Raw genomic sequence first — 26,501 nt, forward strand, 5'->3', positions numbered from 1 at the left:
CCACCCCATGGATGCTGCAACGAAACTGGATCGCATCGACATCAATATCCTGGTGCAACTGCAAAAAGACGGGCGCATGACTAACGTCAGCCTCGCCGAAGCGGTGGGCCTGTCACCCAGCCCCTGCCTGCAACGGGTCAAGCGCCTGGAATCGGCGGGCTACATCAGTGGCTACGAAGCGCACGTCAACCTGGCCAAGTTCGCCAGCTCTGTCACGGTGTTCACCGAGGTGACCCTGTCGGACCACAAGCGCGCCGATTTCGTGAAGTTCGAATCGAGCATTCGCAACATCGACGAGGTGCTCGAATGCCATTTGATCAGCGGCGGGTATGACTATCTGGTACGGTTCCTGTGCAGCAGCATCCAGCACTACCAGGAATTGATGGAGTCGATCCTCGACAAGAACATCGGCATCGACAAGTATTTCAGCTACATCGTCATCAAGAGCCCGGTGCTCAAGAGCGCCGTGCCGTTGCGCAGTTTGGTGCGGGCGGTTTGATGCCCGCACCGCGTCCAGCCATCACACCAATCCCCTGTAGCAGCGGCGCGAGCCGCGTCCGCCGGTCACACCGTCTCAACTCAATATGCAAAACACCTTGCGCACCGTCTGCGTGCTGGCCCAGGCATTGGTCGCGCCTGCCGGCACCACCACGACCTCCCCTGCGTTCACCGTGCACGCCTCGCCCTGCTCGGGCGACAGGGTCACAGCCCCTTCCAGAATGAACATCAGCTCGCTGTAGCCCGGCTGCACCTGCTTGCGCGCATAGGCCTCGCACTGCCACAGACCGATGCGCAGGTTCGCCGCGCTGAACAGCGTTGTGCTCCAGGCCTTGGGGGTCGGGGTGAGCAGCACCGTGGCGGCCGGTGGATCGCTGGGCGGTAGCAGCTGCGCGAAATCGATCTTCAGCGGCTTCGTCGGCATGTCGGTGCTCGGCACCAAGCCTGGAAAAGCCATGAACAGGCGGCGTAGCTGCCCACGGTGCTGCCAGCGCACCGCGATGCCACGGGGCACCACGAAACAATCGCCGGCCTTCAGGCGCAGGTCGAAACCCTCGCCTTGCAGGGTCAACTCGCCGGCTTCGACGATCCCCAGTTCGACCCAAGGAAAATCCTCGATCGACAGGTTGGCCCCGACGCTGGTCGAGGCACCCACCGCATAGCCATTGTGGGCGTCATGAAAGTGCACGGTGCGCCCGGCCGCCAGTGGGTCGTCCTGCAAGGCAAAGGCTGCCAAGGGCAATTGGCGGTCGAGAGGGGGCTGTGAATAATGCAGGATCGGGGGCATAGGGCTCGTCTTGGCAATGAAGTGGGCGGCTCAGCGGCCGATGGCATCCAGCAGTTGTTGCCAACCGGCGGCTAGGCGTACACCGGGCGCGCGGAAGGCATGCAGGGGGATGGGTTTGAAGGTATCGCCCGCCAGCAGGCCCAACTGCACCGGCTCGCCGGCCGTCATGGCAGCCAGTTGCTTGCCCATGTAGGTGGACATCGCCACACCGCCGCCGTTGTAGCCGATGGCATAGAAACTGCGCGGATCCAGTTGGCCGGCGTGGGGCAAGTAATCGAGGGTCATGGCCACCAGCCCCGACCAGCGAAACGTCACGGGCTGGTCACGCAGGATCGGGAACACCACACCCATGCTGCGTTGCAGGGTGGCGAAGGCGCTGTCCGAATCGTCCTTGCCGAACGCACCGCGGCCGCCGAAGATCAACCGGTCGCCGATCACCCGGAACCAGCGCAGCATGCGCTTGGTGTCGCCACAGACCTGACCACCGGGCATTAGTTTGGCCAGCACATCCACGGGCAGTGGCGCAGTCGCGATGATGGCGCTGCGAAACGGAATCAGCCGTCGGTGCAGGGTGTCGGTCGCGGCGCTCTGGTCGGAATAGCCATTGGTGGCATACACCACCTGTTTGGCACTGACCCGCCCCTGGGGCGTCTGCACGATCACCCGGTCGCCCTCTTGGCGAACCTGCAACGCCGGGCTGTTGATGAATATCTTTACGCCCCGTTCGTGCAAGCTGTTGGCCATGCCACGGGCGTAGTTGAGCGGGTGGATACCGCCCGCCTTGGGCGTCAGCAGCCCACCGTGGAAAATGCTCGAGCCGGTCATTTCCCTTACCTGGTCGGCATCGATCATGCGTGATGATTCGCCGCCGGTTTCACGCTTGATCCACTCAGCGGTGTTGCGCAGCCCGGTCAGGGCGAGCTCGTTATGGGCCGCAGCGATATGCCCGCCCATGTGCAACTGGGCGTCCTCGATGCCCAGGCTTTCGACCATTTCCACCAGGCTGTCCACAGCGGCATAGCCGGTGCGGTACATGTGCAACGCGGTGCCGCGGTCGAAGCGCTGCATCAGGGCAGGAAAGCCGACGCGAAACTTGGGCGACACCACGCCGCCGTTCCGGCCGCTGGCCCCCCAGGCCAAGGTGTTAGCCTCCAGAATCAACGGCTCGCGACCGCTCAGGGCAATGTGATGCGCCGCCGAGAGCCCGGTGTAGCCGGCGCCGACGATCACCACATCGCACTGCCGGTCGCCCTGCAGCGCCTGCAGTGCCGGCCCCGGTCGGGCGGTGGCCGCCCACAAACTCTTCACAGTCATAGCCGGTTTCCACGAGTGGCGGCGCTCCAGATGAGCGCCGCGGTTGTCAGCCCAGTTCCTGCTCGACCGCGTCGGCCAGTTGCGCCAGCGAGGTGAAATGGTAGTGCGGTTTGGTGTGCTCGGATTCCAGAGTGCCGCCGCTGCCTTTCTGCGCGTGGCGACGCTCGATCCAGCAGGTCTGGTAGCCCAGGCGCATGGCTACGCCAATGTCGTGGTATTGGCTCTGGGCGACGTGGAGGATTTCTTCGAAGACGATGCCCTGCGTGGCCAGTACGCCCCGGGTGTAGGCGAAGAACTGCGGATCGGGCTTCTCGAAGCGCACGTCGTCGACCGTCACGCGCACATCGAAGGGCTCGTCGAGGGTCTTGGCCATGTGGTTCAGGGCCCAAATCTGCGAGTTGGTGGTGGCCACCAGCTTGAAGTGCTTGTGCAGACGCTTGAGCGCCTCGATCGAATCCGGGAAGGCCGGGAAGTTCTCCACCGCCAGGGCCAGGCCGCGAGCGTATTCGTCGTTGTCTGGCAAGCCGAGCTTGTTGGCGATCAAGTGGTAGCAGCGCTCCAGGTCGTCCGGCCACCAGCCCGAATCGGGCATCGCACGGGCTTCGCGGTAGGCCTTGAGGATGTCGTCGTCGCTGCACGCCTTGCCCGCTTCACCGGCCACTTCGCGCACATGGTTGAGGATGCCGGCTTCGAAATCGATCAGGGTGCCGACGACATCGAACGTCAGGGCTTTGAACTGCTTGAATGACATAGGGCGCTCCACAGGATGAACCAAGGGAAGATGCAAGGTGTGGTTCAATTATCAGCCGGGTGAATCGCCATATGTTCTGTTTTGTCCTTACCTCAGGGCATAACCTACCGTTTTTCCCGCCCTCGCGGCATACCTGGGTTCAGGACGCCTCGGCGATCTTCTTGACCAGGCTAAACTGGGGGTAAAGCGCATCGATTCGCGCGATGTCCGCCTGCATCTCTTCGATGATCCACTGGCGTACGCTGTCGACGATCGGCCGGCTCGGGCGGTTGGCCGGAGTCACCAGGCAGCAGCGCCGGGCACTGACGGTCACCGCATCGCCCACCGGCAGCAGTTGCCCGTTGGCCAGGCAGTGCGACACCACGTTGAGCCAGCCCAGCGCCATACCCTGGCCGAGCAGGGCCGCCTGCACGACCACGGCATAGTCGGAAAACACCAGGGCACTGTCGGTGCGTCCGCCCTGGTCGAAAGGCGCAGCCCAGGTGCGGTCCTGGTTGTCCATGTGGATCAGCGCAGGCGTTGCGCTTTTGCCCTTGCCGCCCGGCACTGCGGAGCGGTACTGGGGGCTGCATACTGGCAGGGTGATCTCGGGCAGGACCAGGCAGTCTGCGGCTTTCACGCTACCGACGTCGAGGTAACGCATGCCCAGGTCGACGTCCATCAACGGCCCGCCGATGCGTCCGGACATCAGCTGGTAGCGCATGTCGACCGTGGGAAAACGCTCGCTGAAACGGCTCATGCGCGGCATCAGCCAGTGGGTGGTGAACGCGGTGGACACCGACAGGGTGATGGTTTCCATACCCGTGGCGCGGGCAGAGATTTCGCTGATGGCCGACTCGATGGTGTCGAAGCCTTCCTGAACCCGGCGATAGAGGATAGTCCCGCTTTCGGTGAGCCGCGCGCCGCCACGAACGCGCTCGAACAGCTGCACCCCGAGGTGATCTTCCAGCCGCGAGAGCATGCGGCTGACCGCAGGTTGGCTGACGCACAGCTCGTCGGCCGCACGTGTAAAACTGCCGCAACGCGCCGCCGCCTCGAAAACGAACAAGGAGCCGGAACTGGGCAGCTTTCTACGAAGGTTGGACATGACCTGAGTTTATGCCTGGGAAAACTATTAGTAAATTGCCGTGACGCCGAAACCCTTCCTATCCTGACCACCAGCCTGACACGTCGGCGACACACGCGGTGTGCCTGACCAACCGCACAAACCCGGACGCGGCTCGCGCCGCTGCTACGGGTACCAGGGGGCATCGGCTTTTTTTATCACGGGTGGAGAGCGACTTTTGGACAACGCGTTGAAGTTCTATATAGACGGGCAATGGGTCGAGCCCTCCGGCGCGCGCCGCCTGGCGGTGATCAACCCGGCCACCGAGCAGGCCTTTGCCGAAATCGCCTTGGGTGAGCAGGCCGACGTCGATGTCGCCGTTGCAGCAGCGCGGCGGGCCTTCACTGAATTTGCCTTTACCACTCCAACCGAGCGCAAGGCGCTGCTCGAACGGATTCTCGAGTCCTTCATGGCCCGCTACGACGACATCGCCGCGGCCATCATGCAGGAGGTCGGCGCGCCCCAGGCCTTGGCCCATGACTGGCAGGCCGGCATCGGCAAGCGTCACCTGGAGCAGATGCTGCGCACCCTGGACAGCTTCGAGTTTCGCAAGACGCGCGGCACCACCCTGATCAACCAGGAACCGGTTGGCGTGGTGGCCTTGATCACCCCCTGGAACTGGCCGATCAACCAGATCGCCTGCAAGGTGGCGCCGGCATTGGCAGCCGGGTGCACCTTGGTGCTCAAGCCCAGCGAGATCGCGCCGATCAACGCGATCATTTTCGCCGAAGTACTGCACAGCGCCGGGGTGCCCGCAGGCGTGTTCAACCTGATCAATGGCGACGGCCCAGACGTGGGTGCGGCGCTGGCCAGCCATCCCGACGTGGACATGGTGTCGTTCACAGGCTCCACCAGAGCGGGTGTGGAAGTGGCGCGGCTGGCCGCGCCGACGGTCAAGCGTGTGCATCAGGAACTGGGCGGCAAGTCGGCGAATATCCTGCTTGATGACGTGGACCTGCACGCCGCCGTGACGGCGGGAGTCAACGGATGCTTTGGCAACAGCGGCCAGTCCTGCAATGCGCCGACGCGCATGCTGGTGCCCGCCGCGCTGCACGATCAGGCCGTGGCTATTGCTCGCCAGGCGGCATCGACCCATCGAGTCGGCGTGCCCGACGATCCGTCGACCACCCTGGGCCCGGTCATCAGTGACCGGCAATACCAGGCGATCCAGCGGATGATCGCCCTGGGCATCGACGAAGGCGCGCAGTTGGTGTGTGGCGGTCTGGGTCGGCCCGCCGGACTGGACACTGGGTACTACGTACAGCCGACGATCTTCGCCGGGGTGGATGCGCAGATGACCATTGCCCGCGAAGAGATCTTCGGCCCAGTGCTGGTGATCCAGCCGTATACCGATGAACAGGATGCGGTGCGTATGGCCAACGACAGCGTGTTCGGGCTGGCGGCGTACGTGCAGTCGGCCAGCCAGGAACGGGCTCGCTCGGTTGCCCTGCAAATGCGCGCCGGGAGTGTCTACATCAACTACCCAAGCTGGGATCCCGCAGCCCCGTTCGGGGGTTACAAGCAGTCCGGCAATGGCCGCGAATATGCCGAATGGGGCCTGGAAGCGTTTCTGGAGGTGAAGGGTATCGTCGGCTGGGGGGCCTGAAACACCGCGGCGCCCCTTTCGCGGCCACGGACCGCTCCCACGGTTCATTTCAGGCCAACTGTGGGAGCGGTCATCGGCCGCGAATCAGGCACCGCAAGCTATCTGAAGAAGTGCGGTGTCACCCCGCCTTGATCAGATCCGCGATGCGTTCGGCCATCATGATGGTCGGCACGTTGGTGTTGGCGCACGGAATCGCCGGTATCAGCGACGCATCGCACACCCGCAACCCCGTTACGCCGATCACTCGGCCATCGCCCAAGGTCACGGCCTGGGGATCGTCCAACCGGCCCATGCGGCAGGTGCCCGACGGATGCCAGGTGCCACCCACATTGGTTCGCACGAATTCGCTCAATGCGCGATCGTCGGCCAGCAGCTTGTCCAGCGTCACCCCCTGGGTCACCAAGCCACGCACCACCCACCCGCGCAACGGCCCGGCAATATCCAGCAGCAGGCTCAACACCCCGCGCTGCAGGGCATTGAAGCGCCCCGGCATCGCCACCTTGGCCACCCTGGGCGAGTAGCTGGATGGAAACACCACGGTGCGCAGAGGATCCAGGCCCGGTGCCGACAACGTCTCGGCGCCCATGCGTACGGCCTGCTTCAAACGCTGCAGGTCGCGTGCTTCGGACAGCATCGAAAAACGGACATCCGGTTCCTGCAACGGATCCAGCGACGTCACCTGCACCCGCCCCCGCGAGTAGGATTTATTGACCCAGAAAAACATCGTGCCCAACCGGTAACCCACCGAATGCCAGCCGGAGCGCGACAGGATCGCCCCGTGCATGTCACCCGGCACGGTGCCCGGCAACCCGGATGAGAAGCGTACGATCGCCTGTTCGTGATGCTCGTCGACGTGCGGCGTGCGCCCTTGTGTCGTCAACAGCGCCGACACGGCGATCGACGGGTGCTCCATCAGGTTGCCGCCTACGCCTGGCCGGTCGGCCACCAGCGGCACGCCCAAGTCCAGCAGTTGGTCCAGCGGCCCTACCCCGCTGCGGATCAACAGCGCCGGACTGTGGATCGCTCCGGCGCAGACGATCACTTCCTGCGCCTGCACTTCCTCCACCGCGCCAGCCCGGTCCAGCAGCCGAGCACCGACCGCCTGGGTACCGCGGAACAACACACGGTCCACTACACACTCGGTACGCAGCGTCAGGTTGGGCCGCGCACGAACCTCGTCGGTGAGGTAGCACACCGACACCGGAATCCGCTCGCCCTGCTCGCTTACCCCGATGGCGCCGACGTAGACGCCGTCCTGCCATTCTCCGTTCTGGTCTGGGCGGGTGGGCAAGCCGCGAGAAGCCAACACCCCCATGACCCCCTTGACGAAGGGCGACAGGAACGCCGGTGCCGTACGCCGGATGCGCACCGGCCCGGCATCACCGTGCAAGGGTCCGGTGAAATCACAGTCGGTTTCCAGCTTGCGAAAGTACGGCAGGCAGCTGGCCCAGCTCCAGCCCTCGGCGCCCAGCCGTCCCCACTCATCGTAGTCGTCCGGCGCACCGCGGTTGGTCATCAGCGCGTTGATCGCCGAGCCACCCCCGAGCAGGCGCGCCTGCTCGTAGCGACGGCTGCCTTGGGCGGCCATGCGTGCAGTCAGGCGCTGCCAGATGTTGCGCTCATCCAGATAAGCTCGGCCCGGATAACGGCTGGCGATGGTCGCTGGCATCTTGCCCGGCGCAATGTCGCGCCCAGCCTCCACCAGGCACACGCGCTTGTTCGGGTCTTCGGACAGCCGCGCGGCCAGCACGCAGCCCGCGCTGCCGCCGCCCAGAATCAGATAGTCGATCACGCTTGCGGCCGCCTTACTGGACGAATTTCAACCAGCGGTCCTTGGCGGCAATGCCTTCGGCCGACGACCACCACTCTTCGGACATCAGCGCCTGCTTGGCGGCGTTTTCCGGCGAGCTGGGCAGCTCTTTGCCCCGTTCGGCGCTGAGCTTGCCGGTGGCGAAGGCAGCAGGGTTGCCCGGTCCGTAGTCGATGTATTTGGGCAAGTCGGCCTGCAGCTCGGGCGACACGGCGGTGTCGACGAACTTGACCGCCTGGGCCAGGTTCGGCGCGTTCTTGAGGATGCACAACTGGGTGTTCTGCAAGATGCCATCGTTGTAGGTGAAGTCGACATCGGCGTTGTCTTTCTTCACCGCGCCCACGCGGCCGTTCCAGATCATCAGCATGTCCACTTCGCCGTCGTTGAGCAGCTGGGCCGATTGCCCGCCCGAACTCCACCACACGGCAATGTCCGGCTTGATCTGGGCCAGGCGTTTGTAGGCGCGGTCGACGTCCAGGGGATAGAGCTTGTCGCGCGGCACGCCATCGGAAATCAACGCAGCTTCCAGGGTGCCCATGGGGTCGTTGCGCAAAGCGCGAGTGCCGGGGAAATCCTTGACGTTCCAGAAGTCGGCCCAGCTCTGCGGCACTTTCTTCAAAGACTTGGTGTTGTAGCCCAGTACCGAGGAATAGAACTCGTAGGCCACCGAATAAGGCGTGCGATAGGCTTCGGGCATGCCCTTGACGTTGGGCATCTTGGCCAGGTCCAACGGTTCGATCAGGCCTTCGCGGCCGCCGCGGATGCAGTTCGAAGGTGGGGTGTCGATCACGTCCCACACCGGCTTGCCGGTTTCGCCCTGGGCCTTGACCATGGGCCATGCGTCCGGAACGCTGTCCTGCTTGATGGTGATGCCGAGCAACTTGGCGGCGGGGTCGAGGATGGCCTTGGTCTGCGCTTCCTGGTACACGCCACCTTGGGAGACGAAGGTAATCTGCTCGGCCTGGGCGCTGGTGGTGCACGCCATGGCTACGTACAACAGGGATAGGACAGAACCGAAAGACAAGGTTTTCATGGCAAATCATCCTGGGGGTAGATTAATTCGGCAGCGACAAAAACCTCGACGGGTAGCCCATGTTTGCACCGGTTCTGTATTTTTGTTCGACCGAGCGGGATCGCTGGAAGGTACAAGACGACACGCCAGAACGACAATGCACCATTAGTCAGTACCACCATGATTTCAGGTTATGAATCCCAGTCACCCATACCCCCTGTAGCAGCGGCGCGAGCCGCGTCACCAACGCCGCAGTACACCTGACCCACCGCTTGGAGGCCGGACGCGGCTCGCGCCGCTGCTACAGGACGCAGGTGCCAGTCAGCCGTGTTCCACCATGGCGAACGGCAATCGTTGGCCAAGCGCTTCGCGCAGGTAGTGCACGAAAGCGGCGATGCGCTGGGGCGTGTGGCGCCTTTGCTGGTACACCGCGTACACATCGGCCTGCGGCGCCTGATGGTCGGTCAACAGCGCTTGCAACCGTCCACTTTCCAGATGCGTCTGCACATCCCAGCGCGACCTCAAGATCAAACCATGGCCATCCAGCGCCCAGCCCAGCGCCACTTCACCGTCATTGCTCGACAGCGTTCCGGTGACCTTGTGCGCGTAGTCCCGGCCGTCCTTGCGGAAGCGCCAGATGGCGTAATCGCTACCAAACTGGCGCAGCACGATGCAATTGTGCGCCGCCAGATCGGCCACCTGAGTCGGTGCAGGCATGTCCTCAAGGTATCTGGGCGCCCCGCACAGCACGCGCGGATTTTCCAGCAGGCGCACAGCGATCAAGCGCGAGTCGGGCGGCTCGCCCATGAACACGCCCAGGTCGAACTGATCGTCGAGCAGACTCATCGGCTGGCTGCTCAGCTCCAGGGACACTTCCAATTCAGGATGCAGGCGCGCAAAGGCCGAGACCACCTGGGCCAGGTGCCTGCGGCCAAAGCCCAGGGTGGCATTGATCCGCAACCGGCCATGCAAAGTCGGCTGACGCGTACCCAGCGCGCTTTCCAGCTCATCGAGCTGGCGCAGGATCGGCCGCCCGCCTTCCAGGTACAGCACGCCTTCAGGCGTCAGCGACAAGCGTCGCGTGGTGCGTTGCAGCAACTGCACGCCCAGGCGCTGCTCCAGCTGGCTCAGACGCTTGCTCACTGCGGGCAGCGACAGGCCCAGGTGCCGGGCCACCTCGGTCAAGCTGGCCCGGGTGGCCACCTGCTGAAAGAAGCTCAGGTCATCGATCATGCTCATGGATTGTTTACCTGAATCTAAGAATGGCTTAACCAGCAGGCCAATTATTAATCCCGACACACTGATTACACTGAGTCCACAGGTTCATCAACCCATGCATCAATGACTGGAGTGCAGCATGAGCAAGTCCACTTACAAGATCGCGGTGATCCCCGGTGACGGCATCGGCAAGGAAGTCATGCCAGAAGGGGTTCGTGTGCTCGACGCCGTGGCCGCCCGCTACGACCTGCACTTGCAATGGGACTGGTTCGATTTCGCCAGTGCCGATTACTACCTGGCGCACGGCAAGATGATGCCTGATGACTGGTTCGAGACGCTCAAGGGCTACGACGCCATCTACTTCGGCGCCGTGGGCTGGCCCGATGTGGTGCCCGACCATGTTTCGCTGTGGGATTCGCTGCTGCAGTTCCGCCGCGAGTTCGACCAGTACGTCAACCTGCGCCCCTGCCGCTTGATGCCTGGGGTCAAGGCACCACTGGCCAACCGCAAGCCCGGCGACATCGATTTCTGGGTCGTGCGCGAGAACACCGAAGGCGAGTATTCCAGCGTGGGCGGCAAGATGTTCCCCGGCACCGACCGCGAGATCGTCCTGCAGGAAACGGTGATGACCCGCGTTGGCGTGGACCGCATTCTCAAGTTCGCCTACGACCTGGCGCAAAGCCGACCCAAGAAACACCTGACCTCGGCCACCAAGTCCAACGGCATCGCCATTACCATGCCGTACTGGGACGAACGCGTGGTCGAGATGGGCAAGAAGTACCCGGCCGTGAACGTGGACAAGTACCACATCGACATTCTCACGGCCAACTTCGTGCTGCACCCGGACTGGTTCGATGTGGTGGTGGCCAGCAACTTGTTCGGCGACATCCTTTCCGACCTGGGCCCGGCCTGCACCGGCACCATCGGCATTGCGCCGTCGGCCAATATCAATCCGGAGCGCAACTTCCCCAGCCTGTTCGAACCGGTACACGGCTCGGCGCCGGACATTGCCGGCAAGGGCGTGGCCAATCCGATCGGGCAGATCTGGTGCGGCGCCATGATGCTCGAACACCTCGGTCATCCTGAGGCAGGAGCGGAGGTTCTGGCGGCCATTGAAAAGGTCCTGGCCATGGGCCCCGAACAAGCGCCCCTGACCGCCGACATCGGCGGCACCGGCACCACTCGCGCCTTGGGCGAGGCCATCGCCGCCGTCTGCTGATGCCGCGATGCACCTGACACACCCTAGCGCCCCTGTGGGAGTGGGCTCTGCCCGCGAAACAGGCACCGCAGTGTTTCAGGTGTACCGCAGTGAAGCCTTCGCGGGCAGAGCCCGCTCCCACAAGGTGCCAATGCTCCAAAGGTTATTGGCAGTGCGCTGTGGGAAAGGCTATCACCGCTCCACTGGGGGAGCGGGCTCTACCCGCGAAACAAGCGCTGCGGTACCTCTGATACACCGCAGCCCCCTGTGGGAGCGGGCTCTGCCCGCGAAACAAGCGCTGCGGTACCTCTGATACACCGCAGCCCCCTGTGGGAGCGGGCTCTGCCCGCGAAACAAGCACCGCGGTACCTCTGACACACCGCAGCCCGCTCCCACAGCCCCTCCTCCCACAGAGTCCTGCTCCCACGCGGTACCGCTCCTACGGTCAACTTGTTCTGTTTGACCGGCTCGATTCGGGAGAATGTTGCGTCGCGATCTGGCATCGTCGGTGTTCCCTCCGATCGTCCATGAGAACCCGCCTTATGACGCTGCTGTTCAAAGTCCCCGACGAGCGTGCGTCGGTCTGGAAGGCATTGTTCGCCGAACATGCCCCGGATATTCCCGTGCGTTTCTGGCCAGACATCGGCGACCCGGCGCAGGTGCGCTACTTTGCGGCCTGGCAGCCGCCTGCAGACCTGTATGAACGGTTCACCGAGCTTGAGGTGGTCTTCGCCACTTCGGCGGGGGTCGACCAGTTCGATCTGGCCCATGTGCCCGACTTGGTCAGCGTGGTGCGCATGCTCGACCCCGGCATTGCCCAAGGCATCATCGAATACGCAGGCTTTGCCGTGCTTGGCTTGCATCGACAACTGCCGACCTACCTGCAGCAACAGCGCGAAGGCGTATGGAAGGCCCATCCGCTGCTGGCAGCCAGCAAGCGTCGTGTGGGCGTCATGGGTCTGGGCAACCTGGGCCAGGCCACGCTGAATACGCTGAGGCCGTTCGGCTTTGCCCTGAGTGGTTGGTCACGTACGCTCAAGACTTTGCCCGGCGTGCAGTGCTACGGCGGCCTGGAACAGCTGCCGGACTTTCTCGGCAGCTGCGACATCCTCCTGTGCCTGTTGCCGCTGACCCACGACACTGCCGGCATCCTCAACGCGCAGACCTTCGCCGCGCTGCCCGCGGGCGCGAGCCTGATCAACCTGGGCCGTGGTGGCCATCTGGTGGAAGCGGACTTGTTGGCGGCGCTGGACTCGGGCCATCTGGCCCATGCAATCGTCGATGTGCTGCAAGAAGAGCCGCCACGCAGCGATCACCCTTTCCTCGACCATCCTAAAATCTGGCTGACCCCGCACATCGGCGCCATGACCGATCCGCACTCGGCCTTCGAGGTACTGCTGGAGAACATCCGCAGGCATCAACGAGGTGAGGACATGGTCGGTCTGGTGGAGCCGGGCACCGGCTATTAGCGGCAAACCTGTGGCAGCCACATAGAGGGCTGCCACAGGTCAGGCGCTTCAGTGCTTCTTCGGCGTACTCGGATTGATCATCCGCGACAGGCCCAGGTTCTTCAGGGCCAGCTGCAGCGAGCTGTGGATAACTTGCGGGTTGTCGATCTTGCTCAACTGGGCCAGCAGTTCCTTGGCCTTGCTCAGGTTGACCTGACGCAGCATCCACTTCACTTTCGGCAAGTTGGTAGCGTTCATCGACAGGCTATCGAAACCCATCGCCATCAACAGTATCGCCGCAGCCGGGTCGCCGGCCATTTCGCCACAGATGCTCACCGGCTTGCCTTCGGCATGCGCCTCGGTGACCACGTGCTGCAGGGCCTGCAGCACCGCCGGGTGCAGGTAGTCGTAAAGGTCGGCCACGCGCGGGTTGTTGCGGTCCACGGCCAACAGGTATTGGGTCAGGTCGTTCGAGCCCACCGAAAGGAAGTCGACCTGGCGCGCCAGCTCCTTGGTCAGGTACACCGCCGCCGGGATCTCGATCATCACGCCCACCGGCGGCATCGGCACGTCGGTGCCCTCGTCGCGCACCTCGCCCCAGGCCCGGTGAATCAGGTGCAGGGCTTCTTCCAGCTCGTGGGTGCCGGAGATCATCGGCAGCAGGATCCGCAAGTTGTTCAGGCCTTCGCTGGCCTTGAGCATCGCGCGGGTCTGCACCAGGAAGATTTCCGGATGGTCGAGGGTCACGCGAATGCCGCGCCAGCCCAGGAACGGGTTCTCTTCCTTGATGGGAAAATACGACAGCGACTTGTCGCCGCCGATGTCCAGGCTGCGCATGGTCACCGGCAGCGGGTGGAAGGCTGCCAACTGCTCACGGTAGATGGCCAGCTGTTCCTTCTCGCTGGGGAAACGCTGGTTGATCATGAACGGCACTTCGGTGCGGTACAGCCCGACGCCCTCGGCGCCGCGCTGCTGGGCGCGGGCCACGTCGGCCAGCAACCCGGTGTTGACCCAGAGCGGCATGCGGTGGCCATCCAGGGTCACGCAGGGCAGTTCGCGCAGGGCGTCGAGGCCCAGCGCCAGCTGTCGCTCTTCCTCGACCACATCGGCAAACTGCTTGCTGAGGATGTCGCTGGGGTTGGTGTAGACCTCGCCGTGGTAGCCATCGACGATCATCTTGATGCCATCGACCTTGGAATACGGCAGGTCGACCAGGCCCATCACCGTCGGGATGCCCATGGCACGCGCCAGGATGGCCACATGGGAGTTACCCGAACCCAGGACCGACACCAGGCCCACCAGCTTGCCTTCCGGCACCTCGCCGAGCATGGCCGGCGACAGCTCCTCGCTGATCAGAATGGTGTTGTCGGGGTAGACCAGGGTTTGCTGGCGCGCCTCCTGCAAATAGGCGAGCAGGCGCCGCCCCAGGTCCTTGACGTCGGAGGCGCGCTCGCGCAGGTAGGCGTCGTCCATCAATTCGAAACGGTTGACGTGCTCGGTGACCACGTGGCGCAGCGCACCCTGGGCCCACTGGCCGGTCTTGATCACGTTGGTTACTTCGCTGCCCAGCGAGGCATCGTCGAGCATCATCAAGTAGACGTCGAACAGCGCCCGCTCTTCGGGGCGCAGCTGGGTGGCCAGTTTTGCCGACAGGGTGCGCATGTCGTTGCGCACGCCTTCCAGCGCGTTCTGGAACAACGCCAGCTCGGCATCGATGTCGCTAACGCTCTTGTCGGGCACCACGTCCAGGTCCGCCGGCGGCAGCATCACCACCGCGGTCCCGACTGCGGCGCCGGGCGAGCCGGGCACGCCAACGAAGCGCGCTTCCTGGATGCCCTTGCCCTGCCGCCCCAGGCCGCGAATCGAACCGGTGGCTTCGGCGTGGGCGATCACCCCCGCCAATTGCGCGCTCATGGTGACCAGAAAGGCTTCTTCGCCCTCGTCGAACTGACGCCGCTCCTTTTGCTGGATCACCAGCACCCCCACCACACGACGGTGGTGGATGATCGGCGTACCGAGGAAGGACGCGTAGCGCTCCTCGCCGGTTTCGGCGAAGTAGCGATAGCGCGGGTGGCCGGCGGCGTTTTCCAGGTTGAGCGGTTCTTCGCGGGTGCCCACCAGGCCCACCAGGCCTTCGTTGGGGGCCATGCTGACCTTGCCGATGGAGCGCTTGTTGAGGCCTTCGGTGGCCATCAATACGAAGCGATTGGTTTCCAGATCCAGCAGGTACACCGAGCAGACCTGGCTGCCCATGGCTTCCTTGACGCGTTGCACGATGATCCCCAGCGCCGACTTGAGATCCTTGGCGGAGTTGACTTCCTGGACGATCTTGCGCAGCGTATTGAGCATGGCTCGGGGTCGAACTCCGTCGTCAGTCGCGCGAGAGAAGGCGCGGGGCTAGCTCTTTGAGCGCGCGTCTGTAGACCTCGCGCTTGAATGTCACCACCTGGCCCAGCGGGTACCAATAGCTGACCCAGCGCCAGCCGTCGAACTCGGGCTTGCCGGTCAGGTCCATGCGTACGCGCTGTTCGTTGGACACCAGGCGCAGCAGGAACCATTTCTGCTTCTGGCCGATGCACAGCGGCTGGCTGTGCGTGCGCACCAGGCGTTGGGGTAGACGATAACGCAACCAGCCGCGGGTGCAGGCAAGTATTTCTACATCCTGGCGTTCCAGCCCGACTTCTTCATTCAGCTCGCGGTACAAGGCCTCTTCCGGCGTTTCCTGAGGGTTGATGCCCCCTTGCGGGAATTGCCAGGCGTCCTGATTGATACGCCGAGCCCATAGCACCTGACCGGCGTCATTGGTAAGAATGATGCCAACGTTAGGGCGAAAACCATCGGGGTCGATCACGGCAACAACCTCGTAAACGCATGTTCTGGCATTGTTCCACAAAGCCTGTGAAGGCAGCAACGACGCCGCATAGCTTATGTGCACACATGTGAAAAGTCCGTATTCTGTGGGCCTTTTCCCCATTTAATGCGAGTCATTTCATGCGCCTGGCCCTATTCGACCTCGACAACACGCTGCTCGGCGGCGACAGCGACCATGCCTGGGGTGATTACCTGTGCACGCGCGGCATTCTCGATGCCGCCACGTACAAGGCGCGCAATGATGAGTTCTATCAGGACTACCTGGCAGGCCGTCTGGACTTGAACGAGTACCTGAACTTCACCCTGGAAATCCTCGCGGCGACCGACGTGGCGCAACTGGATGAATGGCATCGCGATTTCATGCGTGACTGCATCGAGCCGATCATGCTGCCCAAGGCCGCCGCCTTGCTGCAACAGCATCGCGACGCGGGTGACAAGCTGGTGATCATCACCGCCACCAACCGCTTCGTGACCGGCCCGATCGCCGAGCGCCTGGGCGTGGAAACGCTGCTGGCCACGGAAGTGGAAATGGTCGACGGCCGCTACACCGGACGCAGCTATGACGTGCCCTGCTTCAAGGAAGGCAAGGTCACGCGCCTGAACCGCTGGCTGGAAGAGAACGGCTACGATCTGCACGACAGCTATTTCTACAGCGACTCGATGAACGATCTGCCACTGCTGGAGCAGGTGACCCACCCGGTGGTGGTCGATCCAGACCCCCGCCTGCACGAAGAAGCCAAGCGCCGCGGCTGGAAAGAAATCTCCCTGCGCTGATACCTACTGACTGCTCACTGCTAACTGTGGGAGCGGGGCGGGCGGCTGAGCCCTCTGCCCGCGAAGAATGCGCCGCCGTCTGCCTGACTGTGGGAGCGGGCTCTGCCCGCGAAGAATGCGACGCGGTCTGTCTGATCCACCGCGGCGCTCATTTCGCGGGCAGAGCCCGCTCCCACAGGGATCGCGGCCAACCGTAGGAGCGGTCATCGCCGCGAAGAATGCGCTACGGTTTGTCTCAGACAGGCTTGGTCACCATCAGCCCGATGATCGACAGCAACACCACCACTGCCACGGTCGCAATGATCAATACATTGCGCCGTTTGGCCGCGATGACGACCTCATCAAGGCCCGTCGCCAGACGCAGGCGGCTTACCCGGTTGATCAGCAGCAGCCAGACCCCACCGCCGATCACATACAACACCGCGGCGGTGAGAATCCAGGTTTGCCCCAAGGGCCAGCCGACCCGGTGCACCAGCCACCAGCCGGTCACCGGAAAACTCACCAGGCTCACGGCCATGACCACCCAGGCGTACACCCAGGGCCGTTGCAGGGTACTGGCGAAGGGCAGCCGGTCGCCGCCTTTCCAACTGCGCCAGGCACGGTAGATGACGGCCGCCACGCTGCCCAGCAGCACGACCGTGGCAGCGACGTGAAATACTTTCAGAATCGCCAGGCTTTCCATGACGCGTGATCCCTATGGGCATTGACGATGCATCATCGACAAGCGTAGCAGCCGTCGAGTTCACCCTGTGGGAGCGGGGCGGGCGGCGAGCCCTCTGCCCAAGAATGGCACACCACTGACTCAAGCCAGGCCCCGCATCACTACCCCAGGAACAACTGATAGGCCGGGTTATCCGTCTCGTCCCAGAACGGGTAGCCGATTTCGGCCAGCGCGCCGGCTACCAGATGGCGCTCCTCTTCAGGCACCTGCAGCCCTGCCACCACGCGGCCATCAGCGGCGCCGTGGTTGCGGTAGTGGAACATCGAGATGTTCCAGCGCCCGCCCAGCTTGTCGAGGAAGTTGAACAGCGCACCCGGACGCTCCGGGAACTCGAAGCGCAGCACCATCTCGTCGCTGACCCGGACCGCATGGCCACCGACCATATGGCGGATGTGCAGCTTGGCCAGCTCGTTGTCGGTCAGGTCCAGCACCGGGAAGCCATGGGATTGCAGCGTCTGCACCAGTACCGCCCGCGGATCGCGTTCGGGGTGGGTCTGCACGCCGACGAAAATGTGTGCTTCGTGACCGGTGTGGTAGCGGTAGTTGAACTCGGTGATCTGGCGTTTGCCTACGGCCTCGCAGAACGCCTTGAAGCTGCCCGGACGCTCGGGAATGGTCACCGCGATGATCGCCTCGCGCCCCTCGCCCAGCTCGGCTCGTTCGGCCACGTGGCGCAGCCGGTCGAAGTTGACGTTGGCGCCCGAATCGATCGCTACCAGAGTCTGCCCCGACACACCCCGCGCCTCGACGTACTTCTTGATCCCCGCCACCCCGAGCGCACCAGCAGGTTCGGTGATCGAGCGGGTATCGTCGTAGATGTCTTTGATCGCCGCACAGATCTCGTCGGTGCTGACGGTGATCACCTCGTCCACGTGATCCTTGCAGATCTCGAAGGTGTACTGGCCGATCTGCGCCACCGCCACACCGTCGGCGAACAGCCCGACCTGCGGCAGCACCACGCGCTCACCGGCACGCATGGCCTGCTGCAGGCAGTTGGAATCGTCCGGCTCGACGCCGATGACCTTGATGCCCGGGCGCAGGTATTTGACGTACGCGGCGATGCCGGCGATCAGGCCGCCGCCGCCCACCGGCACGAAGATCGCGTCGAGATCGCCCGGATGCTGACGCAGAATCTCCATCGCCACCGTGCCCTGCCCGGCGATGGTGTAGGGGTCGTCGTAGGGATGGATGTAGACCATGCCCTGCTCGTCCACCAGCTTGAGCGAATGGGCCAGGGCCTCTGGAAACGAGTCGCCGTGCAGCACCACGATGCCGCCGCGCGAACGCACGCCTTCGATCTTGATCTCGGGGGTGGTATTGGGCATCACGATGGTGGCCTTGATCCCCAGCTCGCGCGCCGCCAGCGCCAGGCCCTGGGCATGGTTGCCGGCCGAGGCAGTGACCACGCCACGGACCAGTTCCTCTGCGCTGAGCTGAGCCAATTTGTTGTAGGCGCCGCGAATCTTGAACGAGAACACCGGCTGCAAGTCTTCGCGCTTGAGCAGAATCTTGTTGTTCAGGCGCTCGGACAGCTGCCCGGCGGGCTGCAAAGGGGTTTCCACCGCAACGTCGTAGACGCGCGAGGTGAGGATCATCTTTACGTACTGTTCGAGCATGGCGGACATCACTGACGATAACGGGCAGGGCCGACGAGTCTAAGCCAACGACCACAGCAAAACCAAGGTTTTGCCCTTATAATGCGCGCCTTCGGGGCCGCAACCACTAGAGCCCCAACTGCCGCTGCGGAGCTTGCATGACCCAGGACCAACTCAAACAGGCCGTCGCCCAGGCTGCCGTGGATTTCATTCTGCCCAAGCTGGGCGAAAAGAGCGTTGTCGGCGTGGGTACGGGTTCCACCGCCAACTGCTTCATCGATGCGCTGGCGCAGCACAAGAGTGCGTTCGACGGCGCCGTGGCCAGCTCCGAAGCGACCGCGGCACGGCTCAAGGGCCATGGCATTCCGGTGTACGAACTCAACAGCGTGGGCGACCTGGAGTTCTACGTCGACGGCGCGGACGAAAGCGACGAGCACCTGAACCTGATCAAGGGCGGCGGCGCTGCGCTGACCCGCGAGAAGATCGTCGCGGCCGTGGCCACCACGTTCATCTGTATCGCCGACGGCAGCAAGCTGGTGCCGGTGCTGGGCGAGTTTCCGCTGCCGGTGGAAGTCATCCCGATGGCCCGCAGCCATGTCGCGCGCCAGCTGGTGAAACTGGGCGGCGATCCGGTCTACCGCGAGGGCGTGGTGACCGACAACGGCAACATCATCATCGACGTGTACAACATGCAGATCACCGACCCGGTGGCGCTGGAAACCCAGATCAACGCCATCGTCGGCGTGGTCACCAACGGCCTGTTCGCCGCCCGCCCCGCCGATGTGCTGCTACTGGGCACCAGCGAAGGCGTCAAGACCCTCACCCGCCCCGCCTGACCGTTTCTGTGAGAGCGGTCATCGGCCGCGAAGAAGGCGCCGTGGTACATCCGACACATCGCAGCGTCTCCTTCGCGGCCACGGACCGCTCCCACATGAATCACCACACTCCTCCCCCTGTAGGAGCGGTCATCGGCCGCGAAGAAGGCGCCGCGGTACATCCGACACACTGCAGCGACCCTTCGCGGCCACGGACCGCTCCCACATGCTTACACATGACCTTCTGAGAGTACGAAAACATATCTATCCATATTCCCAATCGTTAGTTCATTTAAATTTAACGAACGATTAGGGTATATACACCGGACCACCGGACCTGCGTACATCCAAGCAGGGCGACATACGCCCTGCATGACGTGAGGACGGTATGGTCATCCACTCGAATTCCCTCGAACATTCGCTTTCAACCCCGGCCGATCAAGGTCCGGCGCTTGCGCCTGCGCAGATCCTGCGCAACGACGCCGATGCAGTCGCAGCCGCACATGCGCTTGCCGCCAGTGCCCGCACCCATGCTGCCAAGCGAGACCAGCAACGTGAACTGCCCTGGCAGCTGATCGACCAGTTCACCGCCAGCGGCCTGGGCAGCATCACCGTGCCACGCGCCTTCGGCGGCCCCGACGTCAGTTTCGTCACCCTGGCCGAGGTCTTCCGCATCATCAGCGCTGCCGACCCGGCCCTGGGGCAGATCCCGCAGAACCATTTCGGCATCCTGCAGATGCTTCGCGGCGCCGCCACAGAGGCGCAGCAACACACCCTGTTCACGGCCGTGCTCGAAGGCGCGCGCATCGGCAACGGCGGCCCCGAGCGCGGCGCCCGCAACACGTTGGAAATCAATACCCGCATCGTCCGCGACGGTGACGGCGGGCGAATCAGCGGGCAGAAGTTCTACTCCACCGGCGCGCTGTTCGCCCACTGGGTGGCAGTCAAGGCCGTGGACGATGAACAGCGTCTGGTCATGGCGTTCGTACGCCGCGGCACACCCGGCCTGCGCATCGTCGACGACTGGTCCGGCTTCGGCCAGCGTACCACCGCCAGCGGCACTGTCGTGCTTGAAAATGCGCACGTACCTGACACCCATGTGGTGCAGATCTGGCGCCAGGCACAGCAACCGAACATTCAGGGCGCCGTGTCGCAACTGATGCAGGCCGCCATCGACGCCGGCATTGCCGAAGCGGCGATCGACGACACCATCGCCTTCGTCCGGGAAAAATCGCGCCCGTGGATCGATGCCGGGGTCGAGCGCGCCAGCGACGATCCGTTCGTGATCGCCGACATCGGTCGCTTGAAGCTGGAATTGCACGCCGCGCAGGCACTGCTGCGCAAGGCCGGCCGCGTGCTCGACCAGATTGGCCAGGCGCCGGTGGACGCCGCCCTCGCCGGCCAGGCCTCGATCGCCGTGGCCGAAGCCAAGGTGATCACCACCGAAATCGCCCTGCAGGCCAGTGAAAAGCTCTTCGAGCTGGCCGGCAGCCGCGCCACGCTTGCCGAGTTCAACCTCGACCGCCACTGGCGCAACGCCCGCGTGCACACCCTGCACGATCCCGTGCGCTGGAAATATCACGCCGTCGGCGCCTATCACCTGAACGGCAGCCTGCCTGCACGCCATTCCTGGATTTGACCAGACCGCTGGAGATCAGCATGAGCTCATTGCTTCACCCCCTCGACGGCGTCGCACGCATCGCCAACGATCAGCAGGCGCTGGACGTCGCTCGGCAGCTGGCCCCCCTGTTGCAACGCGACAGTGCCCTGCGCGACCGCGAACGGCACCTGCCCCACGCCGAACTGGCGCTGTTCTCCCGCTCTGGCCTGGGCGGTATCAGCGTGCCCAAGGCGTTCGGCGGAGCCGGCGTGTCCAACGTGACCCTGGCCCAGGTCATTGCCCTGCTGGCGGCTGCCGACGGCTCGCTGGGACAGATCCCGCAGAACCATTTCTATGCCCTGGAAGTACTGCGCATCAACGGCAGCCCGGCGCAGCAGCAGCGCTTGTACAGCGATGTGCTGGCAGGCCAGCGGCTGGGCAACGCCCTGGCCGAACTCGGTACCCGCACCGCCCACGACCGCACCACGCGCCTGACCCGCGACGGCGACGGTTTCCGCATCCATGGTCGCAAGTTCTACGCCACCGGTGCGCTGTATGCCCAATGCATTCCCACTTCGGTGATCGATGAACAGGGCGTACAGCAACTGGCCTTCGTGCCCGCCGACAGTGCCGGGGTCGAGGTCATCGACGACTGGAGCGGCTTCGGCCAGCGCACCACGGGCAGCGGCTCGGTGGTGTTCGACAACGTCTGGGTCAGCGTCGACGCCATCGTCCCGTTTCAAAGCGCGTTCGAACGGCCTACCACGGTCGGCCCATTCGCGCAGATCCTTCACGCCGCGATCGACACCGGCATCGCGCGCGGGGCGTTCGAGGACGCCTTGCAGTTCGTCCGCACCCGTACCCGGCCGTGGATCGACGCGACCAGTGACAAGGCGGTGGAAGATCCGCTGTCGCTCAAGAGCTTCGGCCATCTGGCCATCCGCCTGCACGCCGCCGAAGCGCTGTTGGAGCGGGCCGGCGAGATCCTCGACAAGGCCCAGGCCGAGCCCACCGCCGAACACGTCGGCGCCGCCTCGATTGCCGTGGCCGAAGCCCGCGCCCTCAGCACCGAGATTTCCCTGGCCGCCGGCAGCACCCTGTTCGAACTGGCCGGCAGCCAGGCCACCCTGGCCGAGCATGGCCTGGACCGGCACTGGCGCAACGCCCGCGTGCACACCCTGCACGACCCGGTGCGCTGGAAGTACCACGCCATCGGCAACTACTACCTCAACGACCAGTTGCCACCACGCCGGGGGACCATCTGATGAGCAAGAAGCAGATCCTGCTCAACGCCTTCAACATGAACTGTGTGGGCCACATCAACCACGGCCTGTGGACCCATCCGCGCGACACTTCGAGCCAGTACAAGACCCTGGAATACTGGACCGAACTGGCTAGTTTGCTGGAGCGCGGCCTGTTCGATGGGCTGTTCATCGCCGACATCGTCGGGGTCTACGACATCTATCAGGATTCGGTCGACGTGACCTTGAAGGAGTCGATCCAGCTGCCGGTCAACGATCCGTTGCTGCTGGTGTCGGCCATGGCCGCGGTCACCCGCCACCTGGGCTTTGGCCTGACCGCCAACCTCACCTACGAAGCGCCCTATCTGTTCGCCCGACGCCTGTCCACGCTCGATCACCTGACCCGCGGTCGGGTGGGCTGGAACATCGTCACCGGCTACCTGGACAGTGCGGCCAAGGCCATGGGCCTGACCCGGCAGGTGGAGCACGACCGCCGTTACGATCAGGCAGACGAATACCTGGAGGTGCTCTACAAACTCTGGGAAGGCAGCTGGGAAGACGACGCCGTCGTCGAAGACCGCGAGCGGCGCATCTACGCTCAGCCGGAAAAGGTCCACAAGGTGCAGCATGAAGGCGAGTTCTACCGGGTCCAGGGTTACCACCTCTGTGAACCCTCGCCACAGCGCACACCGCTGCTGTTCCAGGCCGGCAGCTCGGCACGGGGCCTGCAGTTCGCTGGCCAGCATGCCGAATGCGTGTTCATCAGCGGACAGAACAAGCAGGCCACCCGCGCCCAGGTGGACAAGGTGCGCGAGGCCGCCCGTGCAGCCGGTCGCGATCCGCAGGCGGTGAAGGTCTTCATGGGCCTGACGGTCATCGTCGCTGCCACCGAGGCCCAGGCCTGGGCCAAGTATGACGAATACCTGAGCTATGCCAGCGCCGAGGCCGGCGTCGCCCACTTCGCCGCCTCCACCGCGATCGACTTTGCCCGCTACGAACTCGACGAGCCCATTCAGTACGTGAAGGGCAACGCCATCGAGTCGGCCACCAAGACCCTGCAGAACAACGACTGGACCCGCCGCAAACTGCTCGACCAGCACGCTCTGGGCGGGCGCTACATCACCTTGGTCGGCGACCCGGAACAGGTCGCCGACGAACTCGAAGCCTGGATCGCCGAGACCGGCCTGGACGGGTTCAACCTGACCCGCACGGTCACCCCGGAAAGCTACGCCGACTTCATTGACCTGGTGATACCGGTGCTGCAGGCGCGGGGTTCGTACAAGAGCGCCTACGCCCCCGGCACGTTGCGCGAAAAGGTCTTCGGCCAAGGCCCGGGATTGCCCGAAGGGCATGCCGGTTTCAGTTACAAGCGCGGTGCCTGATCGGGCCTCTTCGCGGGCAGAGGCCCTCCCCAACCCCCACAAAAACCAACGGACCAACACCATGCTCAAACCCACCCTGCTACTCGCCCTTACCCTCCTCACCGGCCTGGCCCACGCTGCGGATGACAAACCCCTGATCGTCGGCACCACCGCCGCCTTCGCCATCCCCCTGGAAACCGCCGTGGAGGAAGCCAAGAAACAGGGCCTGACCGTCAAGCTGGTGGAATTCACCGACTGGATCGCACCCAACGTCAGCCTGGCCGCCGGCGACATCGACGTGAACTACTTTCAGCACAAACCGTTCCTGGAAAACGCCAATACTCAGGCCGGCACCGACCTGGTGCCCTACGCGCCGGGCATCATCAACAACGTCGGGCTGTATTCCAAGCGCTACAAGAGCGTCGACGAGCTGCCAAAGGGCGCCAGCGTGGCCATCGCCAACGACCCGATCAGCAGTGGCCGTGGCCTGCAACTGCTGGCCAAGGCCGGCTTGATCACCCTCAAGCCGGGGGTTGGCTACAAAGCCACCGAAGACGACATCCTCACCAACCCCAAGGGCATCAAGATTCTTCAGGTCGAAGCGGTGCAACTGGTGCGCGCCTACGACGACGCCGACCTGGTGCAGGGCTACCCGGCCTACATCCGCCTGGCCAAGACCTTCGATGCCGGCTCGGCCTTGCTGTTCGACGGCCTCGACCATCCCGAGTACGTGATCCAGTTCGTGATCAAGCCCGAGCGCAAGGATGATCCGCGCCTAGCCAAGTTCGTGGATATCTACCAACACTCGCCGGTCGTGCGCGCCTCGCTCGACAAGATCAACGGCAAGCTCTACCAAGTCGGCTGGAAGGAGTGAGTATGCCCACCACCAATGTCCAACGCCGGCTGGCCGATACCGCCGGCCTTGCCCGGCAGCCTGCCGAACCCCTGGAGCTGCACCCGCAACTGGCCAACAGCCTGGTGCGCTTCATCGGCGTCGGCAAGACCTATGAGGGCGCGCAGGGTCCGGTGCAGGCCTTGCAAGGTATCGACCTGACCATCGAGCGCGGCGAAGTGTTCGGCATCATCGGCCGCAGCGGCGCCGGCAAGTCGTCGCTGATCCGCACCATCAACCGGCTGGAACAGCCCAGCAGTGGACGGGTGCTGATCAACCAAGTGGACATCGGCGATTTCAACGAAGATCAATTGGTGGCGCTGCGGCGACGCATCGGCATGATCTTCCAGCACTTCAATCTGATGTCGGCGAAAACGGTGTGGCAGAACGTCGAGCTGCCGCTCAAGGTCGCCGGCGTGCCCCAGGCCGAGCGCTGGCGCAAGGTCGGTGAACTGCTGGAACTGGTCGGCCTGCAGGGCAAACGCGATACGTACCCGGCGCAGTTGTCCGGCGGGCAGAAGCAGCGTGTCGGCATCGCCCGGGCGCTGGTTCACGACCCGCAGATCCTGCTGTGCGACGAAGCCACCTCGGCGCTGGATCCGGAAACCACCGAATCGATTCTGGCGCTGCTGCGCGATATCAACCGGCGCCTGGGGCTGACGATCATTCTGATCACCCACGAAATGGCCGTGATCCGTGCCATCTGCGACCGCGTGGTGGTGCTCGAAGGAGGTCAGGTGGCGGAACAGGGACCGGTGTGGCAGGTCTTCGGCGACCCTCGGCACGAGGTCAGCCGCACCTTGCTTGCGCCTTTGCAACAGGGTCTGCCCGACGAGTTGCGGGCTCGGCTGCGCAGCACGGCGACACCCGATGCCGCATTGGTGTTGCGCCTGCGCGTGACCGGGGCACAGGCCGGCGAAGCGGACCTGTCCTCGTTGTTCAACCTGCTGGGCGGGCAGGTCAGCCTGCTGCAGGGCGGGATCGAACGCATTCAAGGGCGGGCGCTGGGCAGCCTGGTCGTGGCGGTGAGCAATTCGCCCCATGACCGTGAGCATCTGCTGCAACGCGCCCGGCAATGGGCACAACAGGTAGAGGAGCTGGGCTATGTGGTTTGACCGTTTGCTGCAGGGCGCCCTCGACACCTTGTTGATGGTAGGGGTTTCGTCGTTGATCGCGTTGCCGGTGGGGGTCGTGATGGCGGTGGTGCTGGTCACCAGCGACCGTGGCGGCATCTATCAGGCACCGGCGCTGAACCGGGTGCTGGGCGCGTTCGTCAACCTGTTCAGGTCGGTGCCGTTTCTGATCCTGATGGTGGCGTTGATCCCGTTCACTCGGTTGATCGTAGGGACCACCTATGGGGTGTGGGCGGCGGTGGTGCCGTTGACTATCGCTGCGACGCCGTTCTTCGCGCGCATCGCCGAGGTCAGTTTGCGTGAGGTCGACCATGGCCTGATCGAAGCCGCGCAGGCAATGGGTTGCCGACGCTGGCACATCATCTGGCATGTATTGCTGCCCGAGGCGCGGCCCGGCATCGTCGCCGGTTTCACCATCACCGTGGTGACCATGATCAACTCATCGGCCATGGCCGGCGCCATCGGTGCCGGTGGGCTGGGCGACATCGCCTACCGCTACGGCTACCAGCGTTTCGACAGCCAGATCATGCTCACGGTGATCGTCCTGCTGGTGGCCCTGGTGACCTTGATCCAGTTCAGCGGCGACCGGCTGGCGCGGGTGCTCAACAAGCGCTAGTCCCCATACCGCAGCGCCCCCTTCGCGGCCACTGGCCGCTCCTACAGGAATGCGATCCTGCGTAGGAGCGGTCCGTGGCCGCGAAAGCCACGCTGCGGTATCTCAGGCGAAACACCCTACCTTCTTTTGCCCAAC

The 26,501-nt window shown here is 64.1% G+C and carries 23 protein-coding genes; 12 read left to right on the top strand and 11 right to left on the bottom strand.

Annotation, left to right across the window (positions count from 1 at the left end; genetic code table 11):
* Nucleotides 1-7: 7 nt before the first annotated feature.
* Complete coding sequence (locus LT40_RS15200; protein WP_043191751.1) at nucleotides 8-499, top strand: Lrp/AsnC family transcriptional regulator; 492 nt, start codon at nucleotides 8-10, stop codon at nucleotides 497-499.
* A 75-nt stretch (nucleotides 500-574) separates the two neighbouring features.
* Here the strand turns inward: LT40_RS15200 and LT40_RS15205 are convergent, their stop codons facing one another.
* The 4 genes from LT40_RS15205 to LT40_RS15220 all read right to left on the bottom strand — a co-directional run bounded on the left by LT40_RS15205 (nucleotide 575) and on the right by LT40_RS15220 (nucleotide 4,437).
* On the bottom strand, nucleotides 575-1,285 hold the full coding sequence (locus tag LT40_RS15205; RefSeq protein ID WP_043191753.1) for a cupin domain-containing protein: 711 nt from the start codon (nucleotides 1,283-1,285) through the stop codon (nucleotides 575-577).
* 30 nt (nucleotides 1,286-1,315) lie between these two features.
* Nucleotides 1,316-2,599, bottom strand: a complete 1,284-nt coding sequence (locus LT40_RS15210) for an NAD(P)/FAD-dependent oxidoreductase (RefSeq protein ID WP_043191756.1) — start codon at nucleotides 2,597-2,599, stop codon at nucleotides 1,316-1,318.
* A gap of 46 nt (nucleotides 2,600-2,645) precedes the next feature.
* Nucleotides 2,646-3,350: an HAD-IA family hydrolase gene (locus tag LT40_RS15215; RefSeq protein WP_043191759.1), complete on the bottom strand. Its 705-nt coding sequence runs from the start codon at nucleotides 3,348-3,350 to the stop codon at nucleotides 2,646-2,648.
* Nucleotides 3,351-3,489: 139 nt separating this feature from the next.
* Entirely contained in the window at nucleotides 3,490-4,437 is a 948-nt protein-coding gene (locus tag LT40_RS15220; protein WP_043191760.1) for a LysR family transcriptional regulator, read from the bottom strand.
* A 196-nt stretch (nucleotides 4,438-4,633) separates the two neighbouring features.
* Between LT40_RS15220 and LT40_RS15225 the strand changes: the two genes are divergently transcribed.
* Complete coding sequence (locus tag LT40_RS15225) at nucleotides 4,634-6,061, top strand: aldehyde dehydrogenase family protein (protein ID WP_043191761.1); 1,428 nt, start codon at nucleotides 4,634-4,636, stop codon at nucleotides 6,059-6,061.
* 118 nt (nucleotides 6,062-6,179) lie between these two features.
* Here the strand turns inward: LT40_RS15225 and LT40_RS15230 are convergent, their stop codons facing one another.
* The 3 genes from LT40_RS15230 to LT40_RS15240 form a co-directional block, all read right to left on the bottom strand.
* A complete protein-coding gene (locus LT40_RS15230) occupies nucleotides 6,180-7,853 on the bottom strand; it encodes a GMC family oxidoreductase (RefSeq protein ID WP_043191764.1) in 1,674 nt (557 codons plus the stop codon).
* 13 nt (nucleotides 7,854-7,866) lie between these two features.
* Nucleotides 7,867-8,904: an ABC transporter substrate-binding protein gene (locus tag LT40_RS15235; RefSeq protein ID WP_043191765.1), complete on the bottom strand. Its 1,038-nt coding sequence runs from the start codon at nucleotides 8,902-8,904 to the stop codon at nucleotides 7,867-7,869.
* Between the two features lie 300 nt (nucleotides 8,905-9,204).
* Nucleotides 9,205-10,122: a LysR substrate-binding domain-containing protein gene (locus LT40_RS15240; RefSeq protein WP_043191767.1), complete on the bottom strand. Its 918-nt coding sequence runs from the start codon at nucleotides 10,120-10,122 to the stop codon at nucleotides 9,205-9,207.
* Nucleotides 10,123-10,240: 118 nt separating this feature from the next.
* Between LT40_RS15240 and LT40_RS15245 the strand changes: the two genes are divergently transcribed.
* On the top strand, nucleotides 10,241-11,320 hold the full coding sequence (locus tag LT40_RS15245; RefSeq protein WP_043191769.1) for a tartrate dehydrogenase: 1,080 nt from the start codon (nucleotides 10,241-10,243) through the stop codon (nucleotides 11,318-11,320).
* A gap of 521 nt (nucleotides 11,321-11,841) precedes the next feature.
* Complete coding sequence (locus LT40_RS15250) at nucleotides 11,842-12,768, top strand: 2-hydroxyacid dehydrogenase (RefSeq protein ID WP_043191771.1); 927 nt, start codon at nucleotides 11,842-11,844, stop codon at nucleotides 12,766-12,768.
* 48 nt (nucleotides 12,769-12,816) lie between these two features.
* Here LT40_RS15250 and ptsP read toward each other — a convergent pair whose 3' ends face one another.
* Together ptsP and LT40_RS15260 are read right to left on the bottom strand one after the other, a co-directional pair.
* Nucleotides 12,817-15,096 carry a phosphoenolpyruvate--protein phosphotransferase gene (ptsP, locus tag LT40_RS15255; RefSeq protein WP_043191774.1) on the bottom strand — a complete coding sequence of 760 codons (2,280 nt, stop codon included), beginning with the start codon at nucleotides 15,094-15,096 and terminating at the stop codon, nucleotides 12,817-12,819.
* 22 nt (nucleotides 15,097-15,118) lie between these two features.
* Nucleotides 15,119-15,598 (bottom strand): RNA pyrophosphohydrolase, encoded by a 480-nt coding sequence (locus tag LT40_RS15260; protein WP_043191776.1) that lies wholly within the window; start codon nucleotides 15,596-15,598, stop codon nucleotides 15,119-15,121.
* Nucleotides 15,599-15,738: 140 nt separating this feature from the next.
* Here LT40_RS15260 and LT40_RS15265 point away from each other — a divergent pair, with 140 nt between their 5' ends.
* The gene (locus LT40_RS15265; RefSeq protein WP_043191777.1) at nucleotides 15,739-16,392 is read left to right on the top strand and encodes a histidinol-phosphatase; all 654 of its coding nucleotides are present in this window, start codon (nucleotides 15,739-15,741) and stop codon (nucleotides 16,390-16,392) included.
* 235 nt (nucleotides 16,393-16,627) lie between these two features.
* Here LT40_RS15265 and LT40_RS15270 read toward each other — a convergent pair whose 3' ends face one another.
* Together LT40_RS15270 and ilvA are read right to left on the bottom strand one after the other, a co-directional pair.
* Nucleotides 16,628-17,074, bottom strand: a complete 447-nt coding sequence (locus LT40_RS15270; protein ID WP_043191778.1) for a DUF2269 family protein — start codon at nucleotides 17,072-17,074, stop codon at nucleotides 16,628-16,630.
* Between the two features lie 140 nt (nucleotides 17,075-17,214).
* On the bottom strand, nucleotides 17,215-18,729 hold the full coding sequence (ilvA, locus tag LT40_RS15275; RefSeq protein WP_043191780.1) for a threonine ammonia-lyase, biosynthetic: 1,515 nt from the start codon (nucleotides 18,727-18,729) through the stop codon (nucleotides 17,215-17,217).
* Between the two features lie 137 nt (nucleotides 18,730-18,866).
* Here ilvA and rpiA point away from each other — a divergent pair, with 137 nt between their 5' ends.
* The 7 genes from rpiA (at nucleotide 18,867) to LT40_RS15310 (ending at nucleotide 26,366) form a co-directional block, all read left to right on the top strand.
* Nucleotides 18,867-19,544: a ribose-5-phosphate isomerase RpiA gene (rpiA, locus tag LT40_RS15280; RefSeq protein ID WP_043191781.1), complete on the top strand. Its 678-nt coding sequence runs from the start codon at nucleotides 18,867-18,869 to the stop codon at nucleotides 19,542-19,544.
* Nucleotides 19,545-19,911: 367 nt separating this feature from the next.
* Nucleotides 19,912-21,162 carry an SfnB family sulfur acquisition oxidoreductase gene (locus LT40_RS15285; RefSeq protein WP_043191783.1) on the top strand — a complete coding sequence of 417 codons (1,251 nt, stop codon included), beginning with the start codon at nucleotides 19,912-19,914 and terminating at the stop codon, nucleotides 21,160-21,162.
* 20 nt (nucleotides 21,163-21,182) lie between these two features.
* Entirely contained in the window at nucleotides 21,183-22,388 is a 1,206-nt protein-coding gene (locus LT40_RS15290) for an SfnB family sulfur acquisition oxidoreductase (protein WP_043191784.1), read from the top strand.
* Nucleotides 22,388-23,746 carry an LLM class flavin-dependent oxidoreductase gene (locus tag LT40_RS15295; RefSeq protein ID WP_043191786.1) on the top strand — a complete coding sequence of 453 codons (1,359 nt, stop codon included), beginning with the start codon at nucleotides 22,388-22,390 and terminating at the stop codon, nucleotides 23,744-23,746. The genes LT40_RS15290 and LT40_RS15295 overlap by 1 nt, the downstream gene beginning before the upstream one ends.
* Nucleotides 23,747-23,807: 61 nt before the next feature.
* Complete coding sequence (locus tag LT40_RS15300) at nucleotides 23,808-24,599, top strand: MetQ/NlpA family ABC transporter substrate-binding protein (RefSeq protein ID WP_043191788.1); 792 nt, start codon at nucleotides 23,808-23,810, stop codon at nucleotides 24,597-24,599.
* Nucleotides 24,600-24,601: 2 nt separating this feature from the next.
* On the top strand, nucleotides 24,602-25,732 hold the full coding sequence (locus LT40_RS15305) for a methionine ABC transporter ATP-binding protein (RefSeq protein WP_043191790.1): 1,131 nt from the start codon (nucleotides 24,602-24,604) through the stop codon (nucleotides 25,730-25,732).
* Nucleotides 25,722-26,366 carry a methionine ABC transporter permease gene (locus tag LT40_RS15310; RefSeq protein ID WP_043191791.1) on the top strand — a complete coding sequence of 215 codons (645 nt, stop codon included), beginning with the start codon at nucleotides 25,722-25,724 and terminating at the stop codon, nucleotides 26,364-26,366. The genes LT40_RS15305 and LT40_RS15310 overlap by 11 nt, the downstream gene beginning before the upstream one ends.
* Nucleotides 26,367-26,501 lie beyond the last annotated feature (135 nt).

The sequence above is a fragment of the Pseudomonas rhizosphaerae genome, from assembly GCF_000761155.1.
GTDB classification, from domain to species: domain Bacteria; phylum Pseudomonadota; class Gammaproteobacteria; order Pseudomonadales; family Pseudomonadaceae; genus Aquipseudomonas; species Aquipseudomonas rhizosphaerae.